This is a genomic window from Micromonospora arida (genome assembly GCF_042873195.1).
Classification (GTDB): Bacteria; Actinomycetota; Actinomycetes; order Mycobacteriales; family Micromonosporaceae; genus Micromonospora; species Micromonospora arida.
The window spans coordinates 260,105-273,081 of the sequence record NZ_JBIALC010000005.1 but is presented as its reverse complement, the minus strand read 5'-3'; the positions used below and the strand labels follow the sequence as shown (position 1 = coordinate 273,081).

General features: G+C 71.6%; 15 protein-coding genes. 10 read left to right on the top strand and 5 right to left on the bottom strand.

The features are described from left to right. The first annotated feature begins 99 nt into the window (after positions 1–99). Entirely contained in the window at positions 100–765 is a 666-nt protein-coding gene (locus tag ACFYP0_RS18125; RefSeq protein WP_124854510.1) for a class F sortase, read from the top strand. Between the two features lie 472 nt (positions 766–1,237). After that, complete coding sequence (locus ACFYP0_RS18120; protein WP_355501370.1) at positions 1,238–2,155, top strand: zinc-binding dehydrogenase; 918 nt, start codon at positions 1,238–1,240, stop codon at positions 2,153–2,155. 109 nt (positions 2,156–2,264) lie between these two features. Here ACFYP0_RS18120 and ACFYP0_RS18115 read toward each other — a convergent pair whose 3' ends face one another. From ACFYP0_RS18115 to ACFYP0_RS18105, 3 genes are read right to left on the bottom strand one after another with little or no spacing between them, the layout of a single operon-like run. After that, positions 2,265–2,582 (bottom strand): antibiotic biosynthesis monooxygenase family protein, encoded by a 318-nt coding sequence (locus ACFYP0_RS18115; protein ID WP_124854512.1) that lies wholly within the window; start codon positions 2,580–2,582, stop codon positions 2,265–2,267. Between the two features lie 17 nt (positions 2,583–2,599). Beyond that, on the bottom strand, positions 2,600–3,397 hold the full coding sequence (locus ACFYP0_RS18110; RefSeq protein ID WP_124854513.1) for an exodeoxyribonuclease III: 798 nt from the start codon (positions 3,395–3,397) through the stop codon (positions 2,600–2,602). A gap of 37 nt (positions 3,398–3,434) precedes the next feature. Beyond that, positions 3,435–4,355 (bottom strand): proteasome assembly chaperone family protein, encoded by a 921-nt coding sequence (locus ACFYP0_RS18105; protein ID WP_356980997.1) that lies wholly within the window; start codon positions 4,353–4,355, stop codon positions 3,435–3,437. A gap of 419 nt (positions 4,356–4,774) precedes the next feature. On the opposite strand from ACFYP0_RS18105, the gene ACFYP0_RS18100 reads away from it, so the two are divergent. The 3 genes from ACFYP0_RS18100 (at position 4,775) to ACFYP0_RS18090 (ending at position 6,693) form a co-directional block, all read left to right on the top strand. Then, positions 4,775–5,635 (top strand): peptidase M23, encoded by an 861-nt coding sequence (locus tag ACFYP0_RS18100; protein WP_356980995.1) that lies wholly within the window; start codon positions 4,775–4,777, stop codon positions 5,633–5,635. A 106-nt stretch (positions 5,636–5,741) separates the two neighbouring features. Then, entirely contained in the window at positions 5,742–5,888 is a 147-nt protein-coding gene (locus tag ACFYP0_RS18095) for a hypothetical protein (RefSeq protein ID WP_167457721.1), read from the top strand. A 49-nt stretch (positions 5,889–5,937) separates the two neighbouring features. Continuing rightward, positions 5,938–6,693 (top strand): EcsC family protein, encoded by a 756-nt coding sequence (locus ACFYP0_RS18090; protein ID WP_124854515.1) that lies wholly within the window; start codon positions 5,938–5,940, stop codon positions 6,691–6,693. Positions 6,694–6,711: 18 nt separating this feature from the next. Here ACFYP0_RS18090 and ACFYP0_RS18085 read toward each other — a convergent pair whose 3' ends face one another. Continuing rightward, positions 6,712–7,563 (bottom strand): GDSL-type esterase/lipase family protein, encoded by an 852-nt coding sequence (locus tag ACFYP0_RS18085; protein ID WP_355501380.1) that lies wholly within the window; start codon positions 7,561–7,563, stop codon positions 6,712–6,714. A gap of 120 nt (positions 7,564–7,683) precedes the next feature. Then, positions 7,684–8,277 carry an antibiotic biosynthesis monooxygenase gene (locus ACFYP0_RS18080; protein ID WP_355501383.1) on the bottom strand — a complete coding sequence of 198 codons (594 nt, stop codon included), beginning with the start codon at positions 8,275–8,277 and terminating at the stop codon, positions 7,684–7,686. A gap of 124 nt (positions 8,278–8,401) precedes the next feature. Between ACFYP0_RS18080 and ACFYP0_RS18075 the strand changes: the two genes are divergently transcribed. Genes ACFYP0_RS18075 through ACFYP0_RS18055 form a run of 5 tightly spaced genes read left to right on the top strand, consistent with a single transcriptional unit; the run spans position 8,402 to position 12,975 of the window. Beyond that, positions 8,402–8,665 (top strand): DUF6343 family protein, encoded by a 264-nt coding sequence (locus ACFYP0_RS18075; RefSeq protein WP_091401582.1) that lies wholly within the window; start codon positions 8,402–8,404, stop codon positions 8,663–8,665. A 12-nt stretch (positions 8,666–8,677) separates the two neighbouring features. Further along, entirely contained in the window at positions 8,678–10,093 is a 1,416-nt protein-coding gene (locus ACFYP0_RS18070; protein ID WP_355501386.1) for an NADP-dependent succinic semialdehyde dehydrogenase, read from the top strand. Positions 10,094–10,145: 52 nt separating this feature from the next. Further along, positions 10,146–11,111 (top strand): TIGR03885 family FMN-dependent LLM class oxidoreductase, encoded by a 966-nt coding sequence (locus ACFYP0_RS18065; RefSeq protein ID WP_386996807.1) that lies wholly within the window; start codon positions 10,146–10,148, stop codon positions 11,109–11,111. Positions 11,112–11,149: 38 nt separating this feature from the next. Continuing rightward, entirely contained in the window at positions 11,150–12,721 is a 1,572-nt protein-coding gene (locus tag ACFYP0_RS18060; protein ID WP_124854519.1) for a Na+/H+ antiporter, read from the top strand. Further along, positions 12,718–12,975, top strand: a complete 258-nt coding sequence (locus ACFYP0_RS18055; RefSeq protein ID WP_238669891.1) for a UBP-type zinc finger domain-containing protein — start codon at positions 12,718–12,720, stop codon at positions 12,973–12,975. Before ACFYP0_RS18060 ends, ACFYP0_RS18055 begins: the two co-directional genes overlap by 4 nt. Positions 12,976–12,977: the final 2 nt, after the last annotated feature.

The following is a 12,977-nucleotide window of genomic DNA, read 5'->3' as shown; positions in this document are numbered from 1 at the left end:
GTTCGGCTGCCCTTGGACGACGGTTGGCCGGGCGACCGCCCGCCAAAACCTGACCGCCCGCCGGATCCAAGCCGCCCGCCGGATCCCGACCGCCCGTCGGTGGCCGCGCGTCCGCCGACCGCCGTTGCCCCCCGGCGTAGTCGTCCCTCGGGTCGCAGCCCCTGGTCCGTACCGTTGGCTGTGGTGTTGGTGTTGGCCGGGGTCTTCGCCACCGGGGCCGGGCTGGGCCGTTCGGTCGGCCCCTTCGACCTGGCCCCGACCGGCGGCGACCGGCCGGCCCGCAGTGAGTCGGTCGGGTTGTCGGCCAGTCGCCCGGTGCGCCTCTCGGTGCCGGCGATCAAGGTGGCCGCGCCGGTGGCGCCCGTCGGGCAGGCACGGGACGGCTCGATCGCCGTACCGCCGTTGGAGCGGCACAACGAGACCGGCTGGTACGACCGGGGGCCCACGCCCGGTGAGCCTGGCCCTGCGGTGATCGTCGGGCACGTGGACACGAAGACCGGCCCGTCGGTCTTCTACGACCTGGCCAAGCTGCACCCCGGCGACCTGATCGAGGTGGCTCGGGCGGACGAGTCGGTGGTGGTGTTCCGAATCGACACCGTCGAACACTTCCCGAAGGACCAGTTGCCCGCCGAGCGGATCTACGGCCACGACGGGCCACCCGGGCTGCGGTTGATCACGTGCGGTGGGCAGTTCATCGGGGGCCGTACCGGCTACGCCGACAACGTCATCGCCTTCGCCACCCTCCAGTCCTCCCGCAAGTCCTGAGGCCGACCCCGGCCAGGCCGGCGGGGCCGTCCGCTCGCCTGCTCGTCGGCCTGTCCGGTCGGCCGTTCCTCGGTCGCGGCCGTTGATCGACTCGGGATCATTGAAGTCGCGCTATCGGGCCGACCAGGACACCCCGGTTTCATTGAACCCGAGTGGATCAAGTCGGCGGGGGCGCCGGGCCAGCTACCGCTCGGGCCGCCTCGACGCTATCAACGGAGACAGCCGGTCCGGCGCGATTCGGCCGTGGTGCGGGCCTGAGTGCATCTGAGGGTATGGCGGCGCGGTTCCGACGTCCCCGTGAACTCCGCCATCGGTCTCCCAACCTCCCGCTTGACTTCAACCAATATTTAAGTCCTAGCGTCGTTGACACGAGGTGTCGAGGCGGAACCGAACCGTCGGACTGTGCTGATCGGAGACATGCGTGCGGGCGATTCAGGTTTCTCGGTACGGGGGTCCGGAGGTTCTGATCCCGGTGGACCTACCCGATCCGCAAGCCGGGGAGGGGGAGGTCATCGTTCGGGCCGAGGCTGTCGACACGATCTACCTGGAAACTCAGATCCGCGGTGGCTGGGGTGAGATGTTCGGTGTTACCCCGCCGTACGTACCGGGCGGCGCAGCGGCGGGAACGGTTGTTTCCACCGGTCCGGGTGTCTCTGCGTCCTGGCTCGGCCGCCAGGTCGTTGCGGGTGCCGGAACGCGGGGTTCATACGCTGAACTGGTTCGGGCCGGCGTCGACCGACTGGTGCCGGTCCCCGACGGCCTGGGCCTGCGGGAAGCGGCTGGTCTCGCACACGACGGCGTGACCGCCATGGGCATCATCGACGGCGTCGGCGTCAAGCCGGGCGACCGGGTGCTGATCCTGGGGGCTGCGGGCGGCATGGGAACGCTGCTCGTTCAGCTCGCACACCGTCTCGGTGCGCAGGTCGTGGGAGCGGCCCGTGGCGCTGACAAGCTCACACTGGTGCGACGGCTCGGCGCCGACGCTGTCGTCGACTACTCCGGTGATGGATGGACCGACGCGGTACGCGAAGCCCTTGGCGGTATGTCTGTCGATGTGCTGCTGGACGGCGTCGGGGGAGATCTGGGCAGCGACGCCTTTCCTCTGGTCGCCGACGGCGGGCGGGTCTCGGCCCATGGGGCGGCGAGTGGCGACTTCGCCAAGACCGACCTACAGGGTGCACAGGCGCGCGGCATCGATCTGTACGGCATCGCGGACGTTCAGTTCGAGGCACCGGAGATGGTGCAGCTCGCGAGCAGGGCCCTGACCGAGGCGGTGCAAGGGCGGATCCGCCCGGTGATCGCACGCGAGTACCCACTGTCCTCCGCGGCTGAAGCTCACCGCGCGATGGAGGCGCGCGCGATCCCGGGCAAGGCCCTCCTCATTCCGTGAGGCGGGTCGCGACCGCTGCGGTGAACCTCGGCGATCGCCGCCTGGCGTCACCGGCCGGTCGTCGCATGACCTCGACTGTCAAACCGGGCCGTTGCCCGCAGGTAGGTGGCTAGGGCTGGGGGACGTGCAGCGCCACCTCGAACTCCAGCAGGCTGGCGCCGGTGGAGACCGGTGGACGGGGCTTGTCGCCGGGGGCGGTGGCGTGGGCGGCGCGCGAGGGGCCGGCGGCCCACGCCTGGAACGCTTCTTCGCTCTCCCACTTCGTGTAGACGAAGTAGCGGGTCTCGCCGGCCACCGGGCGGAGGAGTTCGAAGCCGAGGAAGCCGGGGGAGTTCTCCACCGCTCCGGCCCGCGCGGCGAACCGCTTCTCCAGCTCCGCGCCGCCACCGGGCGGGACGTCGATTGCGTTGATCTTCACAACTGCCATCTGCCCACCCTAGCCACTCAGAACGTCTCGACCGCGGGCACCAGGTCCGCGTCGACCACGATCGGCGCGTGGTCGGAGGGGCCCTTGCCCTTGCGGGCCTCCCGGTCCACGTACGCGGAGCGGACCGCTCGGGCGAACGGCGCGGACGCGTACACCAGGTCGATTCTCATGCCCTTGTTCTGGTGGAACATGCCGGCCCGGTAGTCCCAGTAGGTGAAGGGGTGCGGGCCCTTCATCGGGGTGGGCACGACGTCACTGAGGCCCAGGTCGCGCAGCGCCGCGAGGGCTGCCCGTTCGGCCGGGGTGACGTGGGTGGAGTGGGTGAAGACCGCCGGGTCCCAGACGTCGGCGTCGGTCGGGGCGACGTTGAAGTCGCCGCAGACCGCCAGCGGCAACCCGCCGGCCAGCTCCGCGTCCAGCGCGTCGCGCAGCGCCGCGAACCAGGCCAACTTGTACGCGTAGTGCGGGTCGTCCGGCGTCCGGCCGTTGGGCACGTACACCGACCAGACCCGCACCCCGTCGCAGGTGGCGGAGATGGCCCGGGCCTCCGGTTCGGGAAAGCCGGGTTCACCGGCGAACCCGACCCGGACGTCGCCCAGCCCGACCCGGGACAGGATGGCCACCCCGTTCCACCGGCCGTCGCTGTGGCTGGCCACGGTGTAGCCCAGCGCGCCCACCTCGGTCACCGGGAAGGCGCCGTCCGGGCATTTGGTCTCCTGCAGGCAGACGACGTCCGGCCCGGTGTCGGCCAGCCACTCCAGCAGCCGGGGTAGGCGGGCCTTCACCGAGTTGACGTTCCAGGTCGCCAGGCGCATACCCCCAGCCTGCCGCATCCGCCGCCGCGACGCCGGGTCAGCTGCCCGGGGTGTCGCCGGGACGGGTCTGTTCGGCCAGGAACCGTTCCAGTTCGGCGCCGAGTTCGTCGGCCGTGGGCAGTGGGCCGGCATCCGGGGCGAGCAGGCTCTTCTCGCCCCGACCTCGGGCGAACGCGTCGTACTGCTCCTCCAGGGCCTGGACCAGGGCCGCGGCGTCCTCGGTCTGCGCGACCTGCCGGTCGATCTCCACCCGGACGACCTCGGCGGCCGAGCGCAGCCCGTCGCCGGGCAGCAGCAGCCCGGTGCTGCGCGACACCGAGGTGAGCAGCACCTCGGCGGCTGCCGGGTATTCGGTCTGCGCCACGTAGTGCGGCACGTGGGCGGCGAAGCCCAGCGCGTCGCGGCCCTGCTCACCGAGGCGGAACTCCAGCAGGTGACCGACGCTGCCGGGCACCTGGACGCGTTGCAGCCAGGGCTCGTAGCCGGCGATCAGTTCGGGGCGGGTGGCGTGTGCGGTCACCCCGGTCGGTCGCGTGTGCGGGACCGCCATCGGGATCGAGTTGAGTCCCACTGTGAGTCGGACGTCCAGCTGGGCGGCGAGCCCGGCCACGGCGGCCACGAAACGCTCCCACTGCAGGTCCGGTTCGGGGCCGGTGAGCAGCAGGAACGGGGTCTCGTCGTCGTCCCGCAGCAGGTGCAGCTCGAGCTTGGGCGCGTCGACGCTCTCCCAGTGGTCCTCGACGAAGGTCATCACCGGTCGTCGCGATCGGTAGTCGAAGAGCTGGTCGACGTCGAACGTGGCGATCGGCCGACCCTCCAGCGAGGTGAGTAGCTGCTCACGCGCCAGTCGGCTGGCGTTTCCGGCGTCCACGAACCCGGTGAGGGCCTGGATCAGGACCGGCTGCCCGAGGTCGGGCAGATCGTCGGTGAGCTGGTAGAGCTCGTGTGGGTCGAGCACCGGTGCGGACCTCCCTGAAATGTGCCTGCGGGGTGCCTCGCGACGAAGGGCACCCGTTCGGGCAACGTACCCGCCATCCTGGTGCATTCCTGCGTCGGGCGATCCGTTGGCCGGGTGGTGGGCGTGACCGGACTAATCGGCTGTTTACGCCACCAGGCCGAGCCTCGTGGCCGATCGGCCGAGGGGCGGTTCGGCCCAAAGGCCGAGTTTGTCGATCATGTCAGACTCGGGGGTGGAATGTTCGGTCCTGTCCGGGCGCGTGCCGGTCCGCGTGCGGCGCCAGCTTCATCCGGTACGCGAGGTCCGTTCCCCGGGCGGGTCACCCCGCCCAGGTCGTCCACCAGTACGGCTCCGATCTGTGTCGAGCGCCACGTGATCACCGTGCGTGATCAGGGTTTCCACCTGCCTAGCCTCGGTTGATGCGTGACGACGGCACCCTCGACGACCCGTACGCCCCGAGCAGGCCCACTGCCGATACGGAGGATGGCACCTCAACCGAACGGACAACCACCGCGAGCCGGCTCCGGGCGTACGCCCGGGACCTGACCGGTCGACGCCGGGCACAGGTGGCGCTGGCCACCGGTGTGGTGTGCTGCCTCGGTCTGACCGCCGTCGTCCAGGTTCGGAACGAGGACGCCGACGCGGCGACCAGGAGTGGATCGCTCTCCAGCTCCGAGTTGGCGCAGCGGGCCGAGCAGCAGCGCGCCTCCCGTTCCCTCGACCGCACGGCTGCCCCGAGCACCTCCGCCGCCGCCCAGTCCCCCGCGGCGAGCCCTGCCGACCCGGACACCAGCGCGCCGGCCCGTAAGGTCGCCCCGGCTCGCCCGACCGACCCGGCGCCCGTCGCCGGGCTGGACGAGGACCAGATGGAGAACGCCGAGGCGATCGTCAGTACCGGCCGCAAGATGGGTGTGCCGCGCCGGGGTCTGGTGATCGCGGTGGCCACCGCCATGCAGGAGAGCAATCTCTACAACGTGGCCAGCGGCGTGCTGCCCGAGTCGCAGGACTATCCGCACCAGGGCGTCGGCTGGGACCACGACTCGGTCGGGTTGTTCCAACAGCGCTCCAGCAGCGGCTGGGGCCCGGTGGGGCGGCTGATGGACCCCGAGTTCGCCACCCGGCAGTTCCTCAGCGCGCTGGAGCAGGTGCCCGGCTGGCAGCGGATGCGGCTCACCGACGCCGCCCAGGCGGTGCAGGTCTCCGCGTACCCCGAGCACTACCAGCAGCACGAGTGGCGGGCCACCAGGGTCGTTGACGCCATCGTTCCGGCGGGGCGGTAACCTACCGCCCACTATGGACGGTCAGGGTTGAGGCTGTCGCATCCCGGGTACATGTGTTGCGGGTTCGGGGTACACATGACTGCGGGACCATCGACAGGAGGACGCCATGTCACTGATGCAGCGGATCACCACATTCCTGAGATCGCCGAAGGGGCAGCAGTTGGTCGAGCGAGGTCGTCGAGAGATGGCCAAGCCGGGCAACCAGCAGAAGTTGAAGGGGTTGGCGGCTCGGCTGTCCAACCGCCGCCGCTGACCGCTCCATCGGCCGCCCTGTCCACCGTTTCCACCCCTGGGGAGACCTGGTGACCGACACCCCGCCCATCGGCGGCCAGCCCGCCGCCCCTACTCCGCAGCCGTCCGTCGACCTGCCGGCCGGGCCGGTGGACGCCCCCGAGGGCCCGCCGGCCCGGCTCTGGGACCGGATGCGTGACGACCCGCAGTACGCGCCGGAGCACCTTGCCCTGGAGGCGGTGCGCCGCCTCGGGCCGGAAGCCGTGCAGTGGGCCGCCCGTGCCCGGGCCGAACAGCCCGGGGTTTCCGCCGACGTCCTGGCCGACCAGGCGGCCCGCAAGTTCGTCAACCTGGCCCGGCTGTCCGGCGCGGTCTCCGGCGCGGCCGGGCTGCCCGGCGCCGTGATCGACGTGGGCGTGCTGGCCTGGACCCAGGCGCGGATGGTGCTGCACATCGCCGCCGCGTACGACGTCGACCCCCTGCACAATGACCGGGCCACCGACCTGCTGGTGCTCCAGCGGGTGCACAAGGTCGCCGAGAGCGCCCGGCTGGCGCTCGGCGTGGCCGCCGGCCGGGAACGCGCCGACGCGCTCTTCGGCCTGGGCGGCCAGCGTCCGCTCGGTCGGGTCATGCTGCAACTCGGCATCCGGCTGGCCCAGATGGCCGGCGTCCGGGCCGCGAAGCGGATGGTCGCCAAGATCGTCCCCGGTGCGGCCATCGTGCTCGGCACCTGGGCCAACTCGTCGGCCACGAAGGACCTCGCCCAGCGGTCCCGGGCCCTCTACGGCTCCCGCGGCAACGCCGTCCCGGAGCCGCGCCAACCCTGACGGCCCGTCCGGGGTCGTTCAGCTGGCCAGGCCGGAGGAGCGCCAGGTCACCTCGGCGATGCGGCCCTGGCCGGTGGCGTTGGGGTGGAACCAGTCCAGCGGGTTGAGCAGGTCCAGGGTGAACCGGACCTTGTGCAACGCGCCGCCGTCGTGCCGGCACCGTGCTCCGTACGCCCGGCAGGCCGCCTTCAGCTCGGCGTTGTACGCGTCGATCCGGTCCCGGACGGCGGCCCGGCGCGCCCGGTCGGCCGGTGCGGTCGAGGTCGCCTCGGCCAGCAGGGCGGGGCAGATGCCCCGCCGCCACGCGCGGGTCGCCCGGGCGTCGTCGTGCCCGACCTCCCAGAGCCGGTAAAGGTCCGGGATGCTCACCACCAGCACCCGGGCCTTCGGCCGGCCGGTCCGCAGAACCCGCAGCCCCCGGTCGACGTCGGCCCGGAACTGCGCCACCGGCGTCATCGCGTCCACCCCGCCCCGGCAGATGTCGTTGGCGCCGATCAGCACTGTGACGTAGTCGGCGCGGTCGCGTACCGCCGCCTGGGCCTGACCCTCCAGGGCGTCCGCGCGAGCGCCGGGACGGGCATGGTTGTACGTCCGGCCGCGGATCGCCGGGTTCTGTTCGAGCAACCGCCGGTAGTGGCTCTGCACCCGCAGCCCGTCCCCGGTCGACCAGGAGTTGCGCTCGCAGGAGGTGAGCACCAGGCAGGAGGCGAAGCCGGTGCTGATCGAGTCGCCGAGGGCGGCGATGCCGCCGGGCCCGCTCGACGGTCTGGCGCTCGTGGTGGGGCGGGGTGTCGCGGAGTTGCCGCCCTCGCAGGCCAGGGCGACCAGCGCCGCGAGACAGGCCAGTGCGGCGACCCAGCGTCGAGGCATGACGTCTCCCGTTCCCGCAGCACAGAGCGACAGCGCGGTAACTCTATGCGCAGGATGTGGTTCGCCGGGAAGTTGCTGTCGGGTATGCGGCAGAGTGCCGACGCGGAAGCCGTAGGGGTGCTAAGCGTCCCGCCACGGTGCCCGCTGACCGTGCAGCCACCAGTGCAACGCCCGGGTGATCCGGGGCAGCACCAGATAGGTCATCAGCGGGGTCAGGCAGAGCGTCATCAGCAGCACCCGGGCCGCCAGCGGCACCGCTTCGAGAAAGCGGCTCGTCAGCAGAGTGGCGGTCAGGCTCAGGGGGAAGAACGCCAGCCAGATCGTCACCGCCTGCTTCCAGCGGGGAGGCGATGCGGGCGGGGCCGGCTCCACCGGGTCCACCGAGTGCTCCAGCGGCCTGTCGAACCAACCCTCGATTCCGGTACGCCGCTCGACCCGCGTGTGCTCGACGATGCCCTGCGCCGAGCTGAGCCACCAGTGCCGCTGCGGCGACTCCTCCCACCGGCGCAGCGTCTCGGCGTCGGCGAAGCGGTAGAGCATGTGCCACTCCGGCGAACCGGGGCCGCTCTGCACCCAGCCGGCGCCGAGGAAGCCGGGGAACGCCTCGGCCAGCGCGGTGCCGGCCCGCATCCAGGCCACCATCTCGCTGGCCCGGCCGGGATCGACGCGGCGGGCGATGGAGACGGTCACCGGTACGGCGAGGGTCATTGACATGCGCCCATCCTGCGGTCGACGAGGCCGCGGCGCGAACGGATGTGCCGGAGCACACCGGCGGGTGCGGGTGTGCGGGCGCGCGCGGTACCGGTTAATCCGGCCGATCGGGGGTAGATCGGTGGGTATGACGAGATCGCAGCCCCGGCGCGCCCGTGGCACGGTCGGCCACGCGAACAGCGCGTTGAACCTTCGGCTCACCCTCGCCAGCTTCGGGCTGGTGATCATGGTGCTCTTCGCGGTGCTGGCGTTCTGGGCCGGCATCGCCTGGCTCGGCGTACTCTGCGCGATCTTCGCCGTGGTCGCCGTGGTCGACCTGGTCGTGATCCAGCGCCGCCGCGCCGCCCGCCGCCGCGAGGAGCCGGGCGTACGACACTCGTTGTTCGAGTGACAGGAGGACGCAATGCCCCACATCGCCACCACCAACCCCGCCACCGGACAGGTGCTCAAGACCTACGAGGCGATGTCCACCGAGCAACTCGACGACGCCATCGAGCGCACCGACCTCGCGTTCCACCAGCTGCGGGCGACGACCGTCGGCCAGCGCGCCCAGTGGATGAACGCCGCGGCCGACCTGCTGGACGCCGAGCGCGACGAAATCGCCCGGATCATGACCACGGAGATGGGCAAGACGTACGTCGCGGCGCAGGCCGAGGTGACCAAGTGCGCCAGCGCCGCCCGCTTCTACGCCGACAAGGCCCCCGCGTTCCTCGCCGACGAGCCCGCCGACGCCGACGCCGTGAAGGCCACCCGGGCGTTCATCCGCTACCAGCCGATCGGCGTGGTGCTCGCGGTGATGCCGTGGAACTTCCCGCTCTGGCAGGTGATGCGCTTCGCCGCCCCGGCGCTGATGGCCGGCAACACCGGCCTGCTCAAGCACGCCTCGAACGTGCCGCAGACCGCGCTGCTGCTGGAGGACGTGTTCCGGCGAGCAGGCTTCCCCGAGGGGGCCTTCACCACCGTGCTGGTCGACTCGGAGGCCGTCGACCACATCCTCAGCGACCCCCGGGTACGCGCCGCGACGCTCACCGGCAGCGAGCCCGCCGGCCGGTCCATCGCGCAGATCGCCGGGCGGGAGCTGAAGAAGACCGTCCTCGAACTCGGCGGCAGCGACCCCTTCGTGGTGATGCCCTCGGCCGACGTGGATCGGGCGGCCGAGGTCGCCACCACCGCCCGCTGCCAGAACAACGGCCAGTCCTGCATCGCGGCGAAGCGGTTCATCGTGCACACCGACGTGTTCGACGCCTTCGCCGAGAAGTTCGCCGCCAACATGGCCGCGCTGCGCGTCGGCGACCCGATGGACCCGAACACCGACGTCGGGCCGCTGGCCAGCGAGCGTGGCCGCGACGAGGTGCACGCCCAGGTCCGCGACGCGGTCGACAACGGCGCGACAGTGCTCTGCGGCGGCGAGCCGCCGAGCGGCGACGGCTGGTTCTACCCGCCGACCGTGGTCACCGACCTCACCCCGCGGATGCGGATGTGGTCCGAGGAGGTCTTCGGCCCGGTGGCCGGCCTGTTCCGGGTCTCGTCGTACGAGGAGGCCATCGAGGTCGCCAACGGCACCAGCTTCGGGCTCGGCTCGAACGCCTGGACCCGGGACCGGGCCGAGCAGGAGCGCTTCGCCACCGACCTGGACGCCGGCAACGTCTTCATCAACGGAATGACCACCTCGTACCCGGAACTGCCGTTCGGTGGTGTGAAGAACTCCGGGTACGGGCGGGAGCTGTCGGCGCTGGGCATGCGGGAGTTCTGCAACACCAAGACGGTCTGGGTGGGAGAGGGCGCCCCCTCGGCCGGCGCCGGCGCACACGCCGAGTAGTTCGGGTCGCGGCACGCGTCAGCCGGTGCCGTCGTGGGTAGGAAGTGTGCCCATGACGTCGTACGGATTTCACGCCTCGCATGAGCAGATCGGTCCACGCGCCCTGTTGGAGGCGGTGATCCACGCCGAGCGGGCCGGCTTCGACGCCGCCATGTGCTCCGACCACTTCTCGCCGTGGAGCGCCCGGCAGGGCGAGTCCGGCTTCGCCTGGTCCTGGCTCGGCTCGGCGTTGCAGGCCACCGGCATGCCGTTCGGCGTGGTCAACGCGCCCGGTCAGCGGTACCACCCGGCGATCATCGCGCAGGCTATCGGCACCCTCGGCGCGATGTACCCGGGCCGGTTCTGGGCGGCCCTGGGCACCGGCGAAGCCAGCAACGAGCACATCACCGGCGACCCGTGGCCGCGCAAGGACGTGCGCACCGCCCGGCTGCGCGAGTGCGTGGACGTGATCCGGGCCCTGCTGGCCGGCGAGGAGGTCAGCCACGACGGCCTGGTCCGGGTGGATCGGGCCCGGCTGTGGACCCGCCCCGAGCAGCCGCCCGCGCTGGTCGGCGCCGCCGTCAGCGTGGCCACCGCCCGCTGGTGCGCCGAATGGGCGGACGGGCTGATCACCGTGAACGCCCCGGTGGCGCACCTGCGCGAGATGATCGACGCGTACCGGGACGCGGGCGGACGTGGGCCGCTGCACCTCCAGGTGCACGTCTCCTGGGCGCCGGAGCAGGCCCAGGCCGAGGCGCTCGCGTACGACCAGTGGCGCAGCAACGTCTTCGCCCCGCCGGTCTGCTGGGACCTGGAGACCGTCGAACACTTCGACGTGGTCTCCGCCGACGTGCCGGCGCAGCGGGTCGCCGAGGTGGTGAACGTGTCGGCCGACCTGGGGCGGCACGTCGGCTGGCTGGAGGAGTACGCGCAGCTCGGCTTCGACCAGATCGCCCTGCACCACGTCGGGCAGGAGCAGCGCGGCTTCATCGACGCGTTCGGGGCGGAGGTGCTGCCGAAGCTGCGTCCGGCTGGCTGATCGAGGGCTCAACCGACGGACCCCTAGGCTCGTACCCCATGGAAAGCCTGTTTCCGGTCGTCGTCTTCCTGGCGATCGCCACCCTGGGCGCCGCGTTGGCCCGCCGGCTCGGTCTGCTCGCGCCGATCGTGCTGGTCGTCCTCGGCCTGGCGCTCTCGTTCGTGCCAGGCTTCCCGCAGATCGAACTCGACCCTGAGTTGGTGCTGGTCGGCATCCTGCCGCCGCTGCTCTACGTGGCCGCGCTGGAGACCTCGGTGCCGGCGTTCAAGAACAACATCCGGCCGATCCTGCTGCTCGCGGTCGGCCTGGTGTTGTTCACCGCGTTCGTGGTCGGGTTGGTGTTGCACCTGCTGTTGCCGCAGCTGCCGTTCGCTATCTGCCTGGCCCTCGGCGCGGTGGTCGCCCCACCGGACGCCGTGGCCGCCACCGCCGTCGCCCGTCGGGTCGGGCTGCCCCGCCGGGTCGTCACCATCCTCGAGGGCGAGAGCCTGGTCAACGACGCGACCGCGCTGGTGCTGCTGCGGGTCGCGACGATGGCCACCGTCGGCTCGACCGTCGGCGCCGACAAGATCGCCATCGAGGTGCTGCGGTCGACCGGCGGCGGCATCCTGATCGGGGCGCTCGGGGCGCTGGTGTTCGGCTTCCTGCATCGGCGGATCACCGACCCGCTGCTGGACAACGCGCTGTCGTTGATCATCCCGTTCGCGGTGGTGTTCACCGCCGAACACCTGCACGCCTCCGGGGTGGTCGCGGTGGTCGTCACCGGTCTGGTGCTCGGGCACAAGCTGCCCCAGCTGCTGTCGGCGGCGTCCCGGCTGCAGATCGGCGCGTTCTGGCGGCTGGTTCGTTTCCTGCTGGAGGGCCTGGTCTTCCTGCTGGTCGGGCTGCAACTGCGGGAGGTACTGCACGATCTCGACGAGCCGATCGGCTCGCTCGTCCTGATCACCTTCGCGGTGCTCGGCACCGTCTTCCTGACCCGGTTCCTCTGGCTCTTCCCGGCCACCTACCTGGCCCGGTTGGTCCCCCGGGTCCGCCGCCGGGACGCCCGGCCGTCACCGAAGATCCCGATCATCATCGGCTGGGCCGGCATGCGGGGCGTGGTGACCCTGGCCGCCGCGCTGGCCCTGCCGCTGACCCTGGCCGGCGACGAGTCGTACCCCAGGGCGTTGTTGATCTGGCTGGCCTTCGCCGTGATCGTTTTCACCCTGGTCGGCCAGGGCGCCACCCTGCCGCTGGTCGCCCGGCGGTTGAAGCTGCCGCAGGACGACCCGGTGCAGGACGCGCTCTCCGCCGCCGCCGTGCAGCAGCAGGCCAGCAAGGCCGCCCAGGACCGCCTCGGCGAGTTGGCCGACAGCGCACCGGATGCCGTGGTGGACCGGCTGCGCCGAGCGGTGGAGGACCGCACCAACATGGCGTGGGAACGACTCGGCGGCGACGAGCGGGAGACCCCGTCGCAGGCGTACGGTCGGCTGCGGCAGGAGATGATCGACGCCGAGCGGGACGTGTTCCGGGCGGCCCGGGACTCCGGCCGGATTCCTGAGGAAGTCCTGGTGCGGGCCTACCGTGACCTGGACCTGGAAGAGTCGTTGCTGCGAGAGGTTGAGAAGTGAGCTGTGAGCACCTGACCGAGGCCGGTGCCGCCGAGCCGCGTACCCCCGACGAGTGCGCGGACTGCGTCGCCATCGGCGACACCTACTGGGTGCACCTGCGCACCTGCCTGAGCTGCGGGCAGGTCGGCTGCTGTGACTCGTCGCCGAACCAGCACGCGAGCAAGCACTTCGCGTCCACCGGCCACCCGGTGATCCGCTCGGCGCAGCCGGGTGAGGCCTGGCGCTGGTGCTTCGTCGACGAGGAGATCGGCTGACG